The sequence below is a fragment of the Variovorax sp. CCNWLW225 genome (genome assembly GCF_037204045.1).
GTDB lineage: Bacteria > Pseudomonadota > Gammaproteobacteria > Burkholderiales > Burkholderiaceae_C > Variovorax.
On the sequence record NZ_JBBCBV010000001.1, the window covers coordinates 821,227 to 841,348 of the forward strand.

Here is a 20,122-nt window from a genome sequence, read left to right on the forward strand (position 1 = left end):
CGGATCGAAGCGAGTCCCTTGTGTTGATGCTGCTGATTCAACTGTGCCTGCGTTGGCCCACCTGGCTTTTGCCAGCGGCCTCAGGCATTGAATCATCCGCACCGCGCGCCACCATTGCGCAACCAGCTATCAATAAGATAGCTGCTCAACACCGAATCTGGCTCGCGCCCATCCACGCGCCCCCACCCCGGCTGTCTTCTTGAACTGACGTTCAAGAGGCCTGCTCGCGCTTGCCGCGGCAGTGACAGCATCCGGGGCCAAGCGGCAATTCCCCTCGTTTCGCGGGCGTCGTCCGTGCATCGTTGGCCCGTCATGGGCCGGTAGAACGATACATATAAGGACAACGCATCATGAAGCGGATGCTGATCAATGCCACGCAGGCCGAAGAACGCCGCCTGGCCATCGTCGACGGGCAAAAGCTGCTCGACTACGAAATCGAGATCGAAGGGCGCGAACAGCGCAAGGGCAACATCTACAAGGCCGTTGTCACGCGCGTCGAGCCCTCGCTCGAAGCCTGTTTCGTCGACTACGGCGAAGACCGCCACGGCTTCCTGCCGTTCAAGGAAATCTCCAAGCAATACTTCGCCGAAGGCGTTTCTGCCAACCAGGCACGCATCCAGGACGTCATCAAGGAAGGCCAGGAACTGGTCGTCCAGGTCGAGAAGGAAGAACGCGGCAACAAGGGCGCAGCCCTCACCACCTTCATTTCGCTGGCCGGCCGCTATGTGGTGCTGATGCCCAACAACCCGCGCGGCGGCGGCGTGAGCCGGCGCATCGAGGGCGACGACCGCGCCGAACTCAAGGAGGCGATGGACCAGCTCGAGTACCCGAAGGGCATGAGCATCATCGCGCGCACCGCCGGCATCGGCCGCTCGGCGCCCGAACTCCAGTGGGACCTGAACTACCTGCTCAAGCTCTGGACGGCCATCGACGGCGCGGCCAAGGGCGGCAAGGGCGCCTTCCTGATCTATCAGGAATCGTCGCTCGTCATTCGCGCCATTCGTGACTATTTCAATCACGACATCGGCGACATCCTGATCGACACCGACGACATCTACGACCAGGCGCAGCAGTTCATGGCGCACGTCATGCCCGAGCATGCCGCCCGCGTGAAGCGGTACCGCGACGACGCGGCGCTGTTCAGCCGCTTCCAGATCGAGCACCAGATCGAATCGGCCTACGCCCGCACCGTGCAGCTGCCCTCGGGCGGCGCCATCGTGATCGACCACACCGAGGCGCTGGTCTCGGTCGACGTGAACTCGGCCCGCGCCATCAAGGGCGGCGACATCGAAGAAACCGCCACCCGCACCAACCTCGAAGCCGCCGACGAAGTGGCCCGCCAGATGCGCCTGCGCGACCTGGGCGGCCTGATCGTCATCGACTTCATCGACATGGACGAGTCGAAGAACCGCCGCGAAGTCGAAAGCCGCCTGCGCGACGCGCTCCGGCAAGACCGCGCCCGCGTGCAGTTCGGCTCCATCAGCAAGTTCGGCCTGATGGAAATGAGCCGCCAGCGCCTGAAGCCGGCGCTCAGCGAAGGTTCGTCGATCCCCTGCCCCCGCTGCGGCGGCTCGGGCCACATCCGCGACACCGAATCGAGCGCGCTGCAGATCCTGCGCGTCATCCAGGAAGAGTGCCTGAAGGACAACACGGCCGCCGTGCACGTTCAGGTGCCCGTCGAAGTGGCGTCGTTCCTGCTGAACGAAAAGCGCCCTGAAATCGCCAAGATCGAGCTCAAGCAGCGCGTCACCGTGCTGATGGTGCCCAACAAGACGCTCGAAACGCCGAACTACAAGCTCGAACGCCTGAAGCACGACGATCCGCGCCTCGACCACATCGAAGCCAGCTACAAGATGGCTGACGAGATCGAAGACCCGACGGCCGTCACGCGCCGTTCGCAGGAACCGACCAACAAGCAGACGCCGGTCATCAAGGGTGTGCTGCCCGACGCACCGGCACCCGTGGTGCCGCCCAAGCCCGAAGCCGTGCGCACGCCCGCCGTTGCTCCGGCGCCGGTTGCACCGCCCGTGGCAAGCGCACCCGCACCGGCCGAAATGGGCTTCTTCGCTCGCATCAAGAGCTGGTTCGGCGGCACGCCGGCACCGGCGCCCGCACCTGCCGTGATTCCCGTGGAAGCGCCGAAGCCCGCGCGCCGTGATGGCGGCCGTTCCGGCCGTGACGGCGAAGCACGCGGCGCCCGCGACGGCGAGCAGCGCCGCGGTGGCCGCGGCGGCGAAGGCCGCAGCGAAAACGGTGGCCGTTCCGGCGGCCGCGACGGCGAACGCCGCGGCGGTCGCGGTGGCGAGCGCCGTGGTGAAGGACGCGAAGGCCGCGAAGGCCGCGAAGGCCGCAGCGGCGAACTGCGCAACGAAGCCGCACTGCCGCGCGAGCAACGCGAACCGCGTGAACAGCGCGAGCCCCGCGAACAGCGCGAACCCCGTGAAGCACGCGGTCCGCGCGAAGGCGAACAGCGCCGTGGTGGCCGCGGCGAGCGCCGCGAAGGCGAAGGCCGCGAAGCACGGCCCGCATCGGCCGAGCTGATCGACGGCAACCTCGAAGCGCAGCAACTCGCGCCCACCGGCGACGAAAGCAATGCCCCGGCAGAACGCGCGCCCCGCGCCCGCGGCGAACGCCGTGAACGTGGCGGTGAGCGCGGCGAACGTGCGGACCGTGGCGAACGCGGTGAGCGCAACGAACAGCGCAATGGCACCGACGCACCGCGCGAAGCGTCCGGCGACGACAACAACGTCGCTCCGCAGGACGGCTCGCAAGCCGAGCGCGCACCGCGCAATGGCCGTGAAGAGCGTGGCCAGCGTGGCGAGCGCAACGACGGCCGCCGTGAGCGCCGCAATGAAGGCCAGCCGCGCTTTGCCAACGGCGAAGCACAGGCACCCGCCGACGAGGCAACTGCCGTCGCTCCGGGCGCTGAAGGCGAAACCGATGCCAACGATCAGGCACCGCGCCGTGAAGGCGACGAGCGCCGCGGCCGTTCGCGCGACCGTTACGGCCGCGACCGCCGTGAACGCGGTCCGCGCGACGAAAGCGAAGCCAACGTGGCGGGCGCATCGGCCGACAACGCCGTGGCCGAGCCGAACGAAGCCCGCGCCGCAATGCCCGAAGAAGAATCGCGTGCACCCGCAGCACCGCGGAGCTACTTCGACCGCCCTGCAGCGGCGCCTGCACCGGTTGCCGCGCCGGTGGCACCTGTGCAAGCCGTTGCGCCTGTGGAAGCAGTTGCACCGGTGGCAAGCTTCGCTCCCGCTCCCGCCGCGGCACCGATTGCCGTCGAAAAGAGCAGCAGCAAGCCCGCAGCCAACGGCCGTGCCCTGCCTAAGGTTCAGCCCTTCGAACTGCCGCTGAACGAACTCGCGCAAATCGCCGAGCGCTCGGGTCTGCAGTGGGTCAACTCCGATGCAGAGCGCATTGCACAGGCCCGCGCCGCCATCGCGGCCGAGCCGAAGCCGGTGCATGTGCCGCGCGAACGCCCGCCCGCGATCACGCTCGATGAAGGTCCGCTGGTGCTGGTTGAAACCCGCCGCGAGCTCAGCGCGATGACGCTGCCTTTCGAGAAGGCATCGACCGACGCGCAAGGCGTGAACTGAAGATGCTCAGGCCCTCGGGCCTGACGCAATAAAAAACGGCGCCGATTGGCGCCGTTTTTTTAGGGGGAAACGAAGAGATGCCTGCCGGCAACAGCGACCCGCAGCAACGTCGCAGCCGAATGCTCAGGCCTTCTCCGCCTGGGCCGCGCGCTTCCACGCTGCAGCGGCCTGCTCCGCGTCTCCACGCGCCTCGGCCAGTTCGGCCAGCGCGAGCCATGCACGGCGATAAAGGTCCGTGTCCTGCAAGCCCATGCCGGCCTGCATGAGCAGCTGCTGGGCCTTGCCCCACAGCTGCCGCTTCATGCACGCCATGCCGGCCAGGTATTGCAGATTGGGGTCGCTCGGGTTGTTGCGTTGCGCCGTCTCGATGCGGGCGAGCCAATCGGCGTCCACCGAATCGAGCCCCGCCTCGAGCGCGCGCGCCAACCTGACGCGCAATGCATCGCCGAGGCCCCGCGGCTGCGACACCATGCGCTCCCAGGCCGGCAGCAGCCAGCCGCGTGCCAGCGCCAGGTCGCCGCGCAAGGCCACCATGCGCTGGGCGGCGTGAATCGCCACCTCTGGCATTTCGCGCTCGGCGGCATCGAGCTCGCCCCAGGCGCGGAGCAATTGCGCCGGGTCGTGCGCGCCGCCCAGCAGTTCGGTGGCCAGGCCGCGCACGATGCTCTGCGCAGCGGCGTCGGAAAAAGCGCGGTGCTTGGCAAGCAGGCGTGCGGTTTCCAGCGCTTCCAAAGTGCGCCGGTCCTGGCGGGCCGCCTTCAGGCGAATGCGCAGCGCAAGCGTTCGGCGCTGCACGCCTTGCGGAAGCTCTTCGAGCCGGGCCAGTGCGCCTGCTGGATCGTGGTCTTCGAGCGCCCAGCGCGCGGCACGCAGCTGAACGCCCTCGCGCGTCTCGGGGCTTGCCAGCACGGTCCGGTCGACGCTTTCATTGAGGGCTTGCTGCAGATGGGCATCGCGCGCCGGCCGGTCTTGCAATGCTTGTGCGCTCTCGGCGGCCAGCAGATGCGAGATCACGCGGACCTGCTGCGCCTGCGGCAGGTTGGCGCCCAGCGCTGCCAGCGTTTTCTCTTGCACCAGCGCGGCTTGCGCGGCTTTGCGCGCACGCGAGAAGCGGCCTGAGAGCAACTGCACCATGGCATCGAGCAAAGCCGAATGCAGCGTGCGTTCCTTTTGCTGCAGCCGCCACTGGCGTGCCTGGGTCGGAAGAGAGAACAGCGCCGCCAGGCCCCGCAGCGCAAGATGCAGCAAAGCGAAGGCGCCCAGCAGGATCACCAGTACCAGGTTCAGCGAAAGATCCACGCGCCACGGCGGCCAGAACACGGTGATCGTGCCCTGGTTGTTGCCGGCGAACAGCGCCACCGCCGCGGCGATGGCGAACAGCGCCAGAAGCCAGAGTGCCGCCCGCATGTCAGGCCCTCCGCCGGGCCGCCCCAAGGGGGGCCTGCGCCCCCTGGGGGGGCAGCGAATACACGAAGTGATGAGCGTGGGGGCTCATGTCAGCGCCCCGCCGCTGCGGTTGCCAGCGCGGCCAGCGTGTCATCGATGCGCGGAGGTTCGGAGGTCTTCACCTGTGCCTGGAGCTGCTGCAGCAGCGTGGCGGCCGCTTGCGTGCGCCGCGACGCGGGATCGAAATAGCGGTTCAGCGATGCGGACACCGTGGCGAGCTCGCTGCGCGCGGCATCCACCTGCCGCGAGAGCAGCGAAAGCCTTGCGTTGAGCAGCTTGAGCTTGAGGTTCTCGCGCAGAAAGTACGTCTGGTCGGGCGCCAGCAGCACGGCTTCGGGGCGCTCGATGCGGCCAACGCGCACCAGTGAGCGCAGTTCGGCACGCACGGTCAGCAGCGCCCGCTCCCACCAGGCCGCATCGGCCGGAATGGGCTCTGGCTGCCAGGCGTTGACGCCGGAGCCGCGCGTCGCCACGGCGTTGAGCGGCGGCAGGTCGTCCACGCTGCGCATCAGTTCGTCGAGTTTCTGCAGCGCCTCGCCGCTGTCGGCACTGGCGCTGCTGCGCAGGCGGTCGGCATCGCGCTGCATGGCGCGTTGCAGCGGCGCGAGCCTGGGCTGCGCGGCGCGCGCGATACGCAGGTCGCCGGACTTGAGCGCTGCCAGCAAGGGCTCCACGCTGCCGGTGACCTGGGCCTGCTGCAGCGCCAGGCGCACGGCCGATTCGATGTCGACCACCAGGTTCTCGTCGCGCGAACGCGAGAGGCTTTGCATGAGTTCTTCGAGTTGCGAGCGCTGCAGCGCAACTTCGGCGACACGGGTTTCGGTAAGGGCGGCGCGCGCTGCGGTGTCGCGCACGGTGTCCATGGCCTGCCGCGCGAGCGTGCGCGCCTCGAGCGACTGGGCCTGCGCATCCGCGCTCTGGCGCGCCAGCTGCTCCTGCATGCCGCTCACCTTCTGCCAGAGCGCAATCGCAATGGCCAATGCCGCGAGCGACACGAGGGCCAGCAGGCCCAAGCCGATACGGGAGAGCGTTGTTGCGGCGGCCGCCAGCGCCTCTGGCGACTGCGGCGCCACGAGCGTTGCGGGCACCGGCGCGGCGGCAGTTGGGGGGGAGAAGTCGTCGGACGGAGACGCGGCACTCATGAGAAGGATTCTATCGACGCGATCAACGCCTCACGCTGGGGACTGCACACGCGCACCGATCCGAATCCCGCGGCGCGCGCGGCCTCGCCGATGCGTGCGTGCGTTGCCACGGCGCTGGCTGCCTGCCAGCCGATCGTGGGCATTGCCACTTGCAAATTGGCGATGGCCTCGGAGCTGCTGAACAGCCAGACCGCGCGCCCTTCTGCACCATCGAGTGCGAGTGCGCGCTCCTCGTCGCCGAATGAGGGCGACAGGCGGCGGTAGGCGACCACCGTGTCGCGCAATCCACGCGCGGCATCGATTTCATTGGCGAGCCAGTCGCGCCCCTTCGGGTTTCCCGCCGCGTCGCCGCCGCGGACGATGAGCACCCGCACGCCCGCCGAAACTTGGCCTTTCACGCGCTCCCACAAGGCTTCGGAGTCGAAGCTCGATGCATCGGGCGGCGGTGCGTCGATGGCTTCGTCGGGCACGCCGGCGCGCCGAAGGGCGCGCGCCGTGCCGGGGCCGGTGGCCCAGAAGCGCGGACCCGCCGCAATGGCATTCTTCTCGGCATAGGAAAAGAAGTGCTCCACTGCAGCCGCGCTCACGAACATCAGCGCGGCATATTCCGAGATGCGGCGCCAAGCGGCCCGCAGGGGCTCGGCGTCGGCGGCCGGTTCGATCACGATCAACGGCAGTGCCGCAGCAACCAGCCCTGCGGCGCGAAAGTCGTCCACCCACTGCGCGGCCTCGCGCGCCGGCCGCGTGACGATGACGGGCTTGGCGGCCATCTGTCTTTGGTCTGCGCTCAGTGCGCGCCTGCGCCGCGCAGCAGGTCTGCGGCCCGTTCGCCGAGCGCGCCTGCCTGCGCGAAATCGGCCGTTTCGGCCTGGGCGTGAATCCGCACCAGCGCGGCGTTTCCTTCCGGATCGCCCCAGGCCGCGTCGATGCGCAGCGTGCCGTCGGCCTGCCAGCGCGCGTGCGCCGCCAGCGGCATCGAGCAGCTGCCGCCCATCGAACGGCTCACCGCGCGCTCGGCGGCGGTGGCCAGCCAGTCGCTGCGGTACGACAGCGGCGCGAGCAATGCAATCAGGTCGGCGCGGTCGGCCCGCACCTCGATGCCGAGCGCACCCTGCCCTGCGGCCGGCAGCATGATGTCGGGATCGAACGCAACCCGGATGCGCGATTCAAGGCCAAGCCGCTTGAGCCCGGCTGCAGCGAGCACGATGGCGTCGTACTGGCCTTCGTCGAGCTTGCGCAGCCGGGTGTCGAGGTTGCCCCGCAGCGGCTCGATGCGCAGGTCGGGCCGCATGGCGCGCAGCAGCACCACGCGCCGCAGGCTGGAGGTACCGACGACTGCGCCCTGCGGCAGTTCGTCCAGCGAGGCGTAGCGGGGCGACACCAGCGCGTCGCGCGGGTCTTCGCGCTCCAGCACGCAGGCCAGCACAAAGCCCTCGGGCAAATCCATCGGCACGTCCTTGAGCGAATGCACCGCGATGTCGGCGCGGCCTTCTTCCAGGGCGAGTTCGAGTTCTTTCACGAAGAGGCCCTTGCCGCCCACCTTGCTGAGCGACTTGTCGAGGATCTGGTCGCCCCGCGTGGTCATTCCCAGCAGGCTGACCGTGTGGCCTCTTTCTTGCAGCAGCGCTTGCACGTGTTCGGCTTGCCACAGGGCCAGCCGGCTTTCGCGCGTGGCGATCACGATGTTGCTCAAGATCGCTCCCAAAAAGTACATGTTTCAGACCGCCGGAATGCTAGCATGTTGCGCCGCAGCAACGCAGGCGACGTCTCCTTTCTAGTCCAGGAAAAACATCGAATGAAAGCCAGCAAGACTCCTGCGCCCGCCAAGCGCCGGCAAGCCGAAGACCAGCCACTGATCGACGACATCCGGCTGTTGGGCCGCATCCTCGGCGACGTCATCCGCGAGCAGGAGGGCGAAGAAAGCTACGCGCTGGTCGAGAAGATCCGAACGCTCTCGGTGGCTTTCAGGCGTGACGCGGACCATGCGGCCGACCGCGCACTCAAGAACCTGCTCAAGGGCCTGAGCGCGGCCGAAACAGTGCGCGTGATTCGCGCCTTCACCTACTTCAGCCACCTGGCCAACCTGGCGGAAGACCGGCACCTGATTCGCCGCCGCACCGAGGCCGAGCGTGCCGGCGAGAGCGCCGACGGCGACCTGCAGACCGCTCTTGCACGCATCCGCAAGGCCGGCGTCAAGCCCGACGAAGTGGTCGCCTCCCTCGCGCACAGCTACGTGTCGCCGGTGCTCACCGCGCACCCCACCGAAGTGCAGCGCAAGAGCATCCTCGACGCCGAGCGCGCCATTGCGCAGTTGCTCACGACGCGCGATGAAATCAAGCTGCGCCAGAACGCTTACGCGGGCGGCAAGGACGCGCTCACGCCGCTCGAATTTGCCGAGAACGAAACACAGATGCGCATCCGCGTCACGCAGATCTGGCAGACGCGCCTGCTGCGCTTCTCCAAGCTCACCGTGGCCGACGAAATCGAAAACGCGCTGAGCTACTACGAAGCCACCTTCCTTCGCGAAATACCGCGCGTCTATGCCGACCTGGAAAAGACCTTGGGCCAGAACGGCGTGGTGCCCTCGGTGGCGCCCTTCCTGCGCATGGGCCAGTGGATCGGCGGCGACCGCGACGGCAACCCGAACGTCACGGCCGAAACGCTCGAGTACGCATTGCGCCGTCAGGCCGAGCTGGCGCTGCGCCACTACCTGACCGAAGTGCACTACCTCGGCGGAGAGCTCTCGCTGTCGGCCACGCTGGTCGATGTGTCGGTCGAGATGCAGGCGCTGGCCGAGCGTTCGCCCGACACCAGCGAGCACCGCAAGGACGAGCCCTACCGCCGCGCACTCACGGGCGTGTATGCACGCCTTGCGGCCACGCTGCGCGACCTGACCGGCGGCGAGGCGGCACGCCACGCGGTGCCGCCGCAAAACCCCTACACCGCGGCCGAAGAATTCCTGGCCGACCTTCGCACCGTGGAAGAGTCGCTCAACGAAAAGCACGGCAGCGTGCTCGCCGCGCCGCGCCTGCGGCCGTTGATCCGCGCGGTCGAGGTGTTCGGTTTTCACCTGGCCACTGTCGACCTGCGCCAGAGCTCCGACAAGCACGAGGCCGTGATTGCCGAACTGCTGGCCACCGCGCGCATCGAGCCCTCGTATGCGTCGCTGGCCGAAGAAGCCAAGCAGCAATTGCTGCTCAAGCTGCTCGACGATGCACGTCCGCTGCGCGTGCCCGATGCCGAATATTCGCCGCTCGCACAGAGCGAACTCGCGATCTTCGCGGCCGCGCGCACCGCGCGTGCACGCTACGGCGCGGCGGCCATTCGCCACTACATCATCAGCCACACCGAAACGGTGAGCGACCTGCTCGAGGCCTTGCTGCTGCAAAAGGAAGTGGGCCTGCTGCGCGGTGCAATGAACAGCAACGCAACCTGCGACCTGATCGTGGTGCCGCTGTTCGAAACCATCGAAGACCTGCGCAATGCCGCCCCCATCGTTCGCGCCTTCTACGCCCTGCCCGGCATTGCAGAGCTGATCGAACGCTCCGGCGCTGAGCAGGACGTGATGCTCGGCTACAGCGACAGCAACAAGGACGGCGGCATCTTCACCAGCAACTGGGAGCTCTACCGCGCCGGCATTGCGCTGGTGTCGCTGTTCGACGAGCTCAACAAGAAAAAGAAGACCATCCCCATCCGCCTGCGCATGTTCCATGGCCGCGGCGGCACGGTGGGACGCGGCGGCGGCCCGAGCTACCAGGCCATCCTCGCGCAGCCGCCGGGCACGGTGCGTGGCCAGATCCGTCTGACCGAACAGGGCGAAGTCATCGGCTCGAAATACGCCAACCGCGAGATCGGCCGGCGCAACCTCGAGACACTGGTGGCCGCCACGCTCGAAGCCACGCTGCTGCCGCAGGGCAAGTCGGCCCCCGCCACCTTTCTTTCGGCGGCGGCGGAGCTGTCGACCGCGAGCATGGCGGCGTACCGCAAGCTGGTCTACGAAACCCCAGGCTTCGGCGACTACTTCTTTGGCTCCACACCGATTCGCGAAATTGCCGAACTCAACATCGGCTCACGCCCCGCATCGCGCAACCCGAGCCACAAGATCGACGACCTGCGCGCCGTGCCATGGAGCTTCAGTTGGGGCCAGTGCCGGCTCACCATACCGGGCTGGTTCGGCTTCGGCTCGGGCGTGGAGCAGTTCCTCGCGTCGGCCGGCACACCGGCTGCGCGCAAGGAGCGCGTGGCGCTGCTGCGCCGCATGTATGCGCAGTGGCCGTTCTTTCGCACCCTGCTCTCCAACATGGACATGGTGCTTGCCAAGAGCGATCTCGCCTTGGCTTCGCGCTATGCCGAACTGGTAGGCGATCGCAAGCTGCGCCAGAAGGTGTTCTCGATGATCGACACCGAATGGCATCGCACCTCCGACGCGCTCACGCTGATCACCGGCGCCAAGCAGCGCCTCGAAGGCAACGCCGAGATGCAGCGCTCGGTGCGCCACCGCTTTCCGTACATCGATCCGCTGCATCACCTGCAGGTCGAGCTGATGCGGCGCTACCGCGCGGGCGAAGGCGGCGAGCGACTGCAGCGGGGCATCCACATTTCGATCAACGGGGTGGCGGCCGGCTTGCGCAACACGGGCTGATGCGAGTGAACGCACAGGCAACCGCTCCGCCATGAGCACCATACAGTCCCGGCGCAAGCTGATCGTCGCCGTTCTGCTGTGCGTGGCTGTCGGCGGCGCGGTCGTGCGGCACTACGCAACACCCGGCTCGACCACGCGCGACATCGGCACGCTGCTGATGGTGTTGTGGGTGCCGATCATCGGCAACGTCATCGCGTGGCTCATCGGCAAGCTGCCGCGGCGTGCACCGCCAGCGCAGCCTCCGACCTTCGATTCGGCGCGCGTCTTCACGCCGCATCTTTCCGTCGAACTCACGCTGCGCCCGCCAGCGCTGCCTTCGCACGACGTGCCGTTGGCGGCCGGCGAATACCGCTGCGCGCTGGTGATCGGCAACGAAGGCTTTTCCGCGCGCTGGCTCGTGCCGCACGGCGCGCAGCTCGAACGCGGAAAGCCGCACGCGCTCGACGTCGAGCTGCTGACGCCAGAGACGGCAAGCGCGCGATTGCCCGACGGTGCGGTCTTTCGTGTACTGGTCGGCGACTCTTTCATCGCCGACGGACGGGTGCTGCAGCATCGCTCGGCGGCCACCTGAGGTTGCGCTGAAACCGGCGATTGTTCGCCGCCGGGAAACTGACTACTGCCGGCAAGGCCCTTTGTGAAGAGTCCGTCCGCTTCGACACTGGACAGCCTTTCGCAACAACGCATCGGCGCGCGCCTTTTTGGCCGGTGCGACTCCAGGACCCTCCCATGATGAATTCACCCAGCAGCAACCCCTGCATCGACGATCTGTCGCCGGAGCCGGTCAAGACGACCCGTTCGGCCTGGCTGGCCGTCAGCTCGATTGCCGTCGGCACCTTTGCAATGGTTTCGACCGAGTTCATGCCCATCGGCCTTCTGACCGACATCGCCCGCGGGCTCGATGTGTCGGACGGCACGGCGGGGCTCATGATCACCATGCCAGGCGTGCTTGCCGCTCTCGCAGGACCCGGGCTCATCGTCGCTTCGGGTCGCCTGGACCGGCGCACGGTGCTGATCGCGCTCACCACGCTGCTGATCGCATCGAACCTGCTGGCGGCCTTTGCGCCCAACTTCGCCACCATGCTGGTTGCGCGGCTCATGCTGGGCCTGTGCGTGGGCGGCTTCTGGACCTTTGCACCGGCGGCAGCCACGCAACTGGTGCCGCAAGCCTCGAAGGCGCGGGCCATGTCGCTTGTGCTGGCGGGCGTGTCCGCGGCCACGGTGCTCGGCGTGCCCGCCGGTTCCCTGCTTGGAACGCTGTTCGGCTGGCGCGCCTCGTTCGCGGTGACCGGCGCGCTTGCCGCGGTCGTGCTGCTGGTGCAGCTGTGGCTGCTGCCCGCGATACCGCCGGTGCGCGCCATCGGCGCACGCGACCTGCTCACGCCGTTGACGCGCCGCATGGCGCAGGTCGGCCTGCTTGCCGTGCTGTTCTTCATTGCCGGCCATTTCGCCGCCTATACCTACCTGAAGCCGCTGTTGCAGCAGGTGTTCGGCCTGGCGCCGCACTCCGTCTCCACGCTGCTGCTGGTGTACGGCGCCGTGGGCTTCATCGGCACATTCCTGGGCGGTAGCCTGGTGGCGCGCAGTGTGCGCGGCACCACCCTGCTCGCGGCGCTGATGCTGGCAACCGCGCTGCTGCTCTCGACGGTGATCGGCAGCGGCTTCGTCGCGGGCGCGGTCGTGGTCTTCATCTGGGGCGTGGCCTTCGGCCTGATTCCGGTGGCGCTCACGGGCTGGATGATGGAAGCGGTGCCTGATGCACCCGAGGCCGGACAAGCACTGCTGGTGAGCGGCTTCCAGGTGGCCATTGCCTCGGGCGCGCTGATCGGCGGCGTGACGGTCGACAACTACGGCATCTCGAGCGCGATGGTGCTCAGCGGCGCGCTGGTGCTGGTTGCCGCGCTCATCGTCGGAACGCTGGGCCGCGCACCCGGCGGCGCGGCACGGGCTACGTCTTCGGCCTTTTCGCCGGAGTGACGGCCGGAATAACGGCCGGAGTAAAGGCCGAACTCCCCTTCTTGCCCGCCGCAAGAATCGCATCGAGCACCACGCGCAGGGCCTTGCTGACCGGCTTGTCACGCCGGATCACGATGGCCAGCGTGCGGTGCATGCCCGGGCTCAGCCGGCTTGTCTTCAACCCGGGGTGGGCGCCGCGGCCCGCCATGGACATGCGCGGCACGATGCCGTAGCCCAGCCCCGCGGCCACCATCTCCTTCATGGCCTCGACACTGCCTAGCTCCATGACGGGCTGCGGCTGCAGGCCTTCGGCGGCAAACCACCGGTCGACCAGCTTGCGCGTGTTGGCCGCAGGCTCGAACAGCACCAGCGGCAGCGCGGCCAGGTCGGCAGGCCCCACGCGGGCTTTCAGCGGCGCGAGGTCGCCGCGGCCGATGGCGACGAACTCGTCGTCGAGCACCGGCAGCACGCTCAGCGAGCGGCCCGCCGCCGGCAGCGTGACCAGTGCGAGGTCGATGCTGTTTTCTTCCACCTTGCGGACCTGGTCGTCGGTGTTGCCGGTGCTCACCACGATGCCGAGCGCCGGAAACTGCTCCCGCAGGCCGCGCAGCAAGCCCGGCAGGAAATAAAGGCAGGCCGTTGCGCCGGTGCCCAGCCGAACACGGCCCGTCACGCCGCTGGTGTGGTCCGCCAACGCGTCGATGGCGTTCTCCACCGCGGTCTCGATGTGCTGGGCGTGCAGCAGCAGTGCCGCACCGGCGGGCGTGGCCTTGGCCTGCCGGCCCACACGCTCCACCAGGCGCACGGCCAGCTTGCGCTCCAGTTGGCGGATCTGCAGGCTTACCGCCGGCTGCGTAAGGCCGAGCCTGTCGGCCGCGGCGGAGAAGCTGCCGGTTTCAATGACCAGCCCGAAGGACTTCAACTGGTCGAGGTTCAATGTCTTTTCCAAAGTATTCCTTATGCTTTGCATAGGCTGGCCAAGCTTCACTTATCCATGAAGCAGCGTCAAGATCCGGGGCATGCCCTCACAGACTCTCGCCTCCACCTCCTTGGAGATCCTCGACGCCGAACCGCACCACATGCCCGCGGTGCAGGCCATCTACAGCCACTACGTGCTGCACGACCTGTGCTCCTTCGAGGAAGAGGTTCCCACCGTCCAGCAGATGCAAGCGCGGCGCGCCGACGTGCTTGCACGCGGCCTGCCCTACCTCGTGGCAATGAAGGACGGCGAGGTGGCCGGCTATGCCTATGCAAGCCCCTACCGCAGCCGGTCCGCGTACCGCCACACGGTGGAGGATTCGGTCTACATCGCGCAAGGCATGCAGGGCCGCGGCATCGGCAAGGCGCTGCTTCAGGCGGTGATCGGGCGCTGCACCGATGGCGGCTTCACGCAGATGGTGGCGGTGGTCGGCAACAGCGCCAATGCCGGATCGCAGCGCCTGCACCAAAGCCTCGGCTTCGAGATGGTGGGCGTGCTGCGCAACGTGGGCTTCAAGTTCGGGCAGTGGGTCGACACCGTGCTCATGCAACGTGCACTGCGCTGAGGACGCACCCGCACGCGGATGGCTGGCGCTGCTGTGCGCGAGCCGGCTGCTGCAGGCAATGATCGTCACCGCCTACTCCGGCGTGCTGCCGTTCATGATGGCCGACTGGCACATGACGGCCGCGCAGGCAGGTTCCATCCAGAGCGCCTGGCACCTCGGCTACATGAGCTCGCTGTTCGCCGTGGGGCTGCTGGCCGATCGCTTCGGCCCACACCGCGTGTTCCTCATCGGCAGCGTCATAAGTGCTGTGGCGGCAGCGGCTTTCGCGGTGTTCGCGCACGACCATCGTTCGGCCATGCTGCTCTACGGCCTGACGGGGCTGTGCGCAGGCGCCTCGTACACGCCCGGCCTGCAGCTCCTGGCGCGCAACACCCAACCCGCCGTGCGCGGCCGCGCGATGGGGCTGTTTCTCGGCGCGGCGTCGATGGGCTATGCCTTGTCGCTCGCGGTGGTGGCGGTGTTGAGCCATGTGCAGCACTGGCGGCTCGGGCTGTTCGTGGCGGCGGGCTGCACCTTGGCGGGTGCATTGCTGACCCTGCCCGCGCTGCGGCGCATGCGCCCACCCGCACCGCCCGCCAGTGCCGGCACGCCGCGCGATGGCACTTGGCAGGCGCTGCGCGAAACGGTGCGCGACAAGCCCGCGATGGCCGGCAACTGGGCCTACGCCTTTCATTGCTGGGAGCTGATGGCCCTGTGGGCGTGGCTGCCCGCCTACCTCGTGGCGTCCGCGGGCGGTAGCGCGCCGTGGCAAGGCGCGGGCATTGCACTGGCCGCGCTTGCGCACCTGGTGAGCGTGTTCGGCAGCATCGCGGGCGGCGCCGCGTCCGACCGGTTCGGCCGTGCGCGAATCATGATGGTTGCCACGGTGGCCAGCCTGTGCATGTCGTTCAGCTTCGGCTGGATGTGGACCTGGCCGCTGTGGTTGCTGGCCGCGATGGCCGCCATCTACAACCTGCTTGCCATCGCCGACTCGTCGGTCTATTCGACCGCGCTGGCCGACGTGGTGGCGCCGCACCGCCTGGGCGTGGCGTACTCCGTGCGCTCGGTGATGGGCTTCGGCGCCGGTGCCTTGAGCCCCTGGGTGTTCGGCTTGGCGCTGGACTGGGGACAGTCGCACTTCGGCTCCGGCAGGACCTACGGCTGGGTCGCGGCATGGAGCTCCGTCGGCCTGGGTGCGCTGCTCGGACCGTGGATGATCGTGCGCTTCTCGAGGCTGAACCAGGCCAGCGCCCGGCCCGGCTGAAGCCCTTGTGGCGCCACCTGCCTAGTCTCCCAGCAGCTCCCCGATCGGTTGCAGGTCTTCCACCCGGTCGCAGATCGACTTGACCACCATGGTGATGGGAATGCCCAGCAGCAGCCCCCACACGCCCCAGAGCCAACCCCAGAAGATCACGCCGACGAACACCGCCACCGGGTTCATGCGGCTGGTGCGGCTGGTGAGCCACGGCAGGAGCAGGTTGCCCACCAGGGTGTGGATGAGCAGCGACGTGCCGGCCACCAGCAGCCCCATTTCAAGCGTGTTGAACTGCAGGAAGGCCACCAGCCCCGCGGCGGCCATGACAATGACGGAACCGATGTACGGAATGAGGTTGGTCACCGCCGCAACAATGCCCCACACGGCAGCGTTCTCCAGCCCCAGGCTCCAGAAAGCGAGCCCCGTGGCCACACCGACCAGCACGCTGGTGAGTATCTGCACCAGCAGGTAGCGCTCGATGTTGCGCGTGATGTCGTCCAGCACGTGCACGGTGATCTTTTTCTTTTCGAGGCTGGGGCCGGTGATCTTGATCAGCTTGCGCCGGAACGTGTTGCCCGAACACAGCGCGAAGAAGGTCAGAAAGATCACCAGCGTGAACTGCCCCGCGGCGGCCAGCAGCCCGACGGTGCCGCTCCACAGGTACTCGCGCACATTGAAGGCCGGCCGCTCGATGACGACGCGCGCCACGCCTTTGCGGGCCGCAACGCGGGCCGAATTTTCCTCGGCCGCGCGTTCGAGCTGCGCGGCAGCCTGCTGCACGCTGTCGAGCGGCGTGGCGGTGGCGCTCTTGTTGCTGCGCGTGGCCTGCCGCAGCTTTTGCGCGGCAACCGGCAGCGAATCGAGCAGCTCCGAGGCGCTGCCCGACAGCGAATAGCCCGTCCAGCCCAGGCCGCCGGTCAGGCCCAGTAGGATCACCGTGGCGCCGATCCAGCGCGGCACCTTCCAGTGCTCCAGCCGGTCGACCAGGGGCGACAGCGCATAGCTCAGCAGCAGGCTCACCATCAGCGGAATGAAGACCGCCGAAGCCCATCGCAGCGCGAAGACACCGGCCAGCACCGCAAGCACCACCAGCGAGGCGCTGCGCACATCGACCGGCATGTGCAGCAGCATGCGCTGGGGCTCGGTCTCCGGTTCAGGCTCGGGGGCGGCGGCTTGCGGCGGAGGCGCCGCAACGGGCTCAGGGGGCAGTTCGGGCGGGGTTTCGGCAGCCTCAGGCGGAGGCTGTCCTGCCGTTGTCTCGTCGGCGGTTTTCTTGTCGTCGGTCATCGGGCTTCCTTCAGCACTTCGCGCACTGCAGCCAGTTGCCGCCGCGAAACCGCGACGGGTTCGGGAATCGCGTCGAGCCGCAAGGCCCAGCCTTCGGCGTCTTCCCCGTCATCGTATTTCTCCAGTGCACGGATGGCTGTACGCGCCACCAGCGCATTGCGGTGCACGCGCAAAAAGCGCCCCGGGTATCGCTCTTCGAATTCGTTCAGCGAACCGTCCAGGATGTGGCTGCGCGTGGCGGTGCGCACCGTGAGGTACTTGTATTCCGACTTCAGGTAGAGCACCTCCGAAAGCGGCACCCGCTCGGCGCGGCCCCGGTCTTGAATGAGCACGCTCTCCTGCACGGCGTTGGCCTGCAGCGCCCGCCGCTCCTTCAGAAAACGCTCGGCCTTTTGCAGCGCCTGCTGCAGGCGTTCGGCCCGCACCGGCTTGGTCAGGTAGTCGACCGCATCGAGGTCGAACGCCGTGACCGCATGGGCCGCATGGGCGGTCACGAACACCACGGCCGGCGCGTCCGCCTGTTCGCGCAGCATGCGCGCCACCTCGATGCCGTCGACGCCGGGCATGTGGACGTCGAGCAGCACCAGGTCGAGCGCCATGCTCGCCAGGTATTGCTGCGCCTCCGCGCCCTGGGCCGCCTCGGCCACCACTTCGGCCGCGGGCGAGCGGCAGTCGCGCAGCAAGGTGCGCAGCCGGGAACGCGCAAGGGTTTCGTCGTCGACGATCAGGGTCTTGAGGGTCATGATTCGGCGGGAATGGCAATGCGCACGCGGTAGTTCTTCTGGTCCATGCCGGCGCTGAACTGCATCTGCATGTCGTGCAGCAGCCGCAGCCGGTCGCGCACGTTGGCCAATGCAATGCCGTGGCCGCGCGGCAAAGGCTCGTCGGCCCAGCGCAGGGGCGGCAGGCTGTTGACCACCTCGATCACCACCACATCGCCCCGGCGCTCGGTGCGAATGCGCAGCCTGGCGCCTTCGGGGCTGGGCTCCACGCCGTGCTTGATGGCGTTTTCCACCAGCGGCTGCAGCAGCAGCGGCGGCAGGCGCGCGCTGCTGGCCGCGGCATCGAGGTCCCAGCGAATGCGCAGGCGGTCGCCGAAACGCACCTGCTCGATGGCCAGGTAGCGCTCGGCCAGCGCGATTTCGTCGGCCAGCGTGCCCGATTCGCCGGGGTCGGCCAGCGCCTGGCGAAACAGCTCGGCCAGGTCTTCCAGCATGGTCTCGGCCTTGGCGGGCTCTTCGCGCACCAGTGCAATGGCGCTGTTGAGGGTGTTGAACAGAAAGTGCGGGCGGATGCGCGATTGCAGTTCCTCGAGCCGGGCGGTCATGGCGGCGGGCGTCTGGCCGCGCGCGCGCAGCACCATGGCCGCCATGACCATGCCGGCGATGAAGGCACCCGCCACGGCGCTGGCCAGCCACGGTGCCGTGCCCAGAACGCCGGTCAGTCGCAAGAGCCCGCAGCCGTAGAGCGCCGAAACGGCTCCCAGAACGGCGCCCGCCGCGTACTGCGCCTGCCGCGGCAGGCGCCCGAGCGGCTTCTTGAGCGCGCAGGCCGCCACCAGCCAAAGAAGCGTAGCGGGCAGGGCACCGCCGGTGACGGTGGCGGTCTGCACCAGCCATTCGCCCGGGGAGGACGATACGAAAAGCGTGGCGGTTGCCACCAGCGCCTCGACGAAGAGAACCGCGCGCAGGACCACGCCGATCTGGCAGGCGTCGAACAGCCCGGAACCGCCGCGCGCAGGCAAACGCCCTCTTTCCGGCGAGGACGGAGGCGTGGGGTTGGAGGTGGCCGATAAAATCGCCGGGTTGCGCATCACAGATACATTGGGTAACCAACCCATTATTGCCTCTCGAACGGCTCCCATGACCCAAAACCAACTCGACAAGAAATCCGAAGCCTGGTCGGCCCTGTTCTCCGAACCCATGAGCGACCTCGTGAAGCGCTACACCGCCAGCGTGTTCTTCGACAAGCGTCTGTGGCAGGCCGACATCGAGGGTTCGCTGGCGCATGCCGGCATGCTGGCCGCCCAAGGCATCATCGCCAAGCAGGACCACGCCGAAATCGAACGTGGGATGGCGCAGATCCGCGCTGAAATCGAATCGGGCGCCTTCGAGTGGAAACTCGACCTCGAAGACGTGCACCTGAACATCGAGGCCCGGCTGACCCAGCTCGTGGGCGATGCCGGCAAGCGCCTGCACACCGGCCGCAGCCGCAACGACCAGGTCGCGACCGACGTGCGCCTGTGGCTGCGCGGCGAAATCGACCTGATTGCCGAACTGCTCGTCGCGCTGCAGGTTTCGCTGGTGGACATCGCCGAAAAGAACGTCGAGGTCATCCTGCCCGGCTTCACGCACCTGCAGGTGGCGCAGCCGGTGAGCTTTGGCCACCACATGCTGGCCTACGTGGAAATGTTCAGCCGCGACGCCGAGCGCCTGCAGGACGTGCGCAAGCGCGTGAACCGCCTGCCGCTGGGTGCCGCCGCACTGGCCGGCACCAGCTACCCGCTCGACCGCGAGTTGGTCGCCAAGACCCTGAAGATGGACGGCGTGTGCCAGAACAGCCTGGACGCGGTGAGCGACCGCGACTTTGCCATCGAGTTCACCGCCGCCGCCAGCCTGTGCATGGTGCACATCAGCCGCATGAGCGAGGAGCTCATTCTCTGGATGAGCCAGAACTTCGGCTTCATCCAGATCGCCGACCGCTTCACGACCGGCTCTTCGATCATGCCGCAGAAGAAGAACCCGGACGTGCCCGAGCTGGCGCGCGGCAAGACCGGCCGCGTGGTCGGTCACCTGATGGCGCTCATCACCCTGATGAAGGGCCAGCCGCTGGCCTACAACAAGGACAACCAGGAAGACAAGGAGCCGCTGTTCGACACCGTCGACACGCTCAAGGACACGCTGCGCATCTTCGCCGAGATGATCGGCGGCATCACCGTGAAGCCCGAGGCGATGGAGGCCGCCGCGCTGCGCGGCTACGCCACCGCCACCGACCTGGCCGACTACCTCGTGAAGAAGGGCCTGCCCTTCCGCGACGCGCACGAAATCGTGGCCCATGCCGTGAAAGCCGCCACCTCGCACAAGGTCGACCTGGCGGAACTGCCCCTGGCGGTGCTGCAGCAGTTCAATCCGAAGATCGAGAAGGACGTGTACGACGTGCTGAGCCTGCGCGGCTCGCTCAACGCGCGCAACATCCTTGGCGGTACCGCGCCGGCGCAGGTCAAGGCGCAGATCGCCCGCCATCGCGCACGCCTCGCCTGATCTTCAAGGCCC

The 20,122-nt window shown here is 67.9% G+C and carries 15 protein-coding genes; 7 read left to right on the plus strand and 8 right to left on the minus strand.

Features of this window, described 5'->3' with window-relative positions:
* Nucleotides 1–350 precede the first annotated feature (350 nt).
* Nucleotides 351–3,602 (plus strand): Rne/Rng family ribonuclease, encoded by a 3,252-nt coding sequence (locus tag V9L20_RS04015; protein WP_337295569.1) that lies wholly within the window; start codon nucleotides 351–353, stop codon nucleotides 3,600–3,602.
* Between the two features lie 123 nt (nucleotides 3,603–3,725).
* Here V9L20_RS04015 and V9L20_RS04020 read toward each other — a convergent pair whose 3' ends face one another.
* The 4 genes from V9L20_RS04020 to hemC all read right to left on the minus strand — a co-directional run bounded on the left by V9L20_RS04020 (nucleotide 3,726) and on the right by hemC (nucleotide 7,904).
* Nucleotides 3,726–5,009 carry a heme biosynthesis protein HemY gene (locus V9L20_RS04020; protein ID WP_126745735.1) on the minus strand — a complete coding sequence of 428 codons (1,284 nt, stop codon included), beginning with the start codon at nucleotides 5,007–5,009 and terminating at the stop codon, nucleotides 3,726–3,728.
* Between the two features lie 89 nt (nucleotides 5,010–5,098).
* Nucleotides 5,099–6,190 carry a uroporphyrinogen-III C-methyltransferase gene (locus V9L20_RS04025; protein WP_337295570.1) on the minus strand — a complete coding sequence of 364 codons (1,092 nt, stop codon included), beginning with the start codon at nucleotides 6,188–6,190 and terminating at the stop codon, nucleotides 5,099–5,101.
* Entirely contained in the window at nucleotides 6,187–6,960 is a 774-nt protein-coding gene (locus V9L20_RS04030; RefSeq protein WP_337295571.1) for a uroporphyrinogen-III synthase, read from the minus strand. Before V9L20_RS04030 ends, V9L20_RS04025 begins: the two co-directional genes overlap by 4 nt.
* A gap of 17 nt (nucleotides 6,961–6,977) precedes the next feature.
* Nucleotides 6,978–7,904 carry a hydroxymethylbilane synthase gene (gene hemC, locus V9L20_RS04035; RefSeq protein WP_258504717.1) on the minus strand — a complete coding sequence of 309 codons (927 nt, stop codon included), beginning with the start codon at nucleotides 7,902–7,904 and terminating at the stop codon, nucleotides 6,978–6,980.
* Nucleotides 7,905–7,985: 81 nt separating this feature from the next.
* Here hemC and ppc point away from each other — a divergent pair, with 81 nt between their 5' ends.
* The 3 genes from ppc (at nucleotide 7,986) to V9L20_RS04050 (ending at nucleotide 12,806) form a co-directional block, all read left to right on the plus strand.
* A complete protein-coding gene (gene ppc / locus V9L20_RS04040) occupies nucleotides 7,986–10,832 on the plus strand; it encodes a phosphoenolpyruvate carboxylase (RefSeq protein ID WP_337295572.1) in 2,847 nt (948 codons plus the stop codon).
* Between the two features lie 31 nt (nucleotides 10,833–10,863).
* The gene (locus V9L20_RS04045) at nucleotides 10,864–11,403 is read left to right on the plus strand and encodes a hypothetical protein (RefSeq protein ID WP_337295573.1); all 540 of its coding nucleotides are present in this window, start codon (nucleotides 10,864–10,866) and stop codon (nucleotides 11,401–11,403) included.
* Nucleotides 11,404–11,558: 155 nt separating this feature from the next.
* Nucleotides 11,559–12,806, plus strand: coding sequence for an MFS transporter (locus tag V9L20_RS04050; RefSeq protein WP_337295574.1), 1,248 nt, complete (start codon nucleotides 11,559–11,561; stop codon nucleotides 12,804–12,806).
* Here V9L20_RS04050 and V9L20_RS04055 read toward each other — a convergent pair.
* Nucleotides 12,778–13,755 carry a LysR family transcriptional regulator gene (locus tag V9L20_RS04055; RefSeq protein WP_337295575.1) on the minus strand — a complete coding sequence of 326 codons (978 nt, stop codon included), beginning with the start codon at nucleotides 13,753–13,755 and terminating at the stop codon, nucleotides 12,778–12,780. The genes V9L20_RS04050 and V9L20_RS04055 overlap by 29 nt on opposite strands.
* Before the next feature lie 49 nt (nucleotides 13,756–13,804).
* On the opposite strand from V9L20_RS04055, the gene V9L20_RS04060 reads away from it, so the two are divergent.
* Both V9L20_RS04060 and V9L20_RS04065 read left to right on the plus strand, forming a co-directional pair.
* The gene (locus V9L20_RS04060) at nucleotides 13,805–14,329 is read left to right on the plus strand and encodes a GNAT family N-acetyltransferase (RefSeq protein ID WP_258504708.1); all 525 of its coding nucleotides are present in this window, start codon (nucleotides 13,805–13,807) and stop codon (nucleotides 14,327–14,329) included.
* Nucleotides 14,316–15,572, plus strand: a complete 1,257-nt coding sequence (locus tag V9L20_RS04065; RefSeq protein ID WP_337295576.1) for an MFS transporter — start codon at nucleotides 14,316–14,318, stop codon at nucleotides 15,570–15,572. Before V9L20_RS04060 ends, V9L20_RS04065 begins: the two co-directional genes overlap by 14 nt.
* Before the next feature lie 21 nt (nucleotides 15,573–15,593).
* On the opposite strand, the gene V9L20_RS04070 is transcribed toward V9L20_RS04065, so the two are convergent.
* From V9L20_RS04070 to V9L20_RS04080, 3 genes are read right to left on the minus strand one after another with little or no spacing between them, the layout of a single operon-like run.
* Nucleotides 15,594–16,850, minus strand: a complete 1,257-nt coding sequence (locus tag V9L20_RS04070; protein ID WP_337295577.1) for an AI-2E family transporter — start codon at nucleotides 16,848–16,850, stop codon at nucleotides 15,594–15,596.
* The gene (locus V9L20_RS04075) at nucleotides 16,847–17,593 is read right to left on the minus strand and encodes a LytR/AlgR family response regulator transcription factor (protein WP_337295578.1); all 747 of its coding nucleotides are present in this window, start codon (nucleotides 17,591–17,593) and stop codon (nucleotides 16,847–16,849) included. Before V9L20_RS04075 ends, V9L20_RS04070 begins: the two co-directional genes overlap by 4 nt.
* Nucleotides 17,590–18,663: a histidine kinase gene (locus V9L20_RS04080; RefSeq protein ID WP_443098542.1), complete on the minus strand. Its 1,074-nt coding sequence runs from the start codon at nucleotides 18,661–18,663 to the stop codon at nucleotides 17,590–17,592. Before V9L20_RS04080 ends, V9L20_RS04075 begins: the two co-directional genes overlap by 4 nt.
* A 49-nt stretch (nucleotides 18,664–18,712) precedes the next feature.
* Between V9L20_RS04080 and argH the strand changes: the two genes are divergently transcribed.
* Nucleotides 18,713–20,110, plus strand: a complete 1,398-nt coding sequence (argH, locus tag V9L20_RS04085) for an argininosuccinate lyase (protein WP_337295579.1) — start codon at nucleotides 18,713–18,715, stop codon at nucleotides 20,108–20,110.
* Nucleotides 20,111–20,122 lie beyond the last annotated feature (12 nt).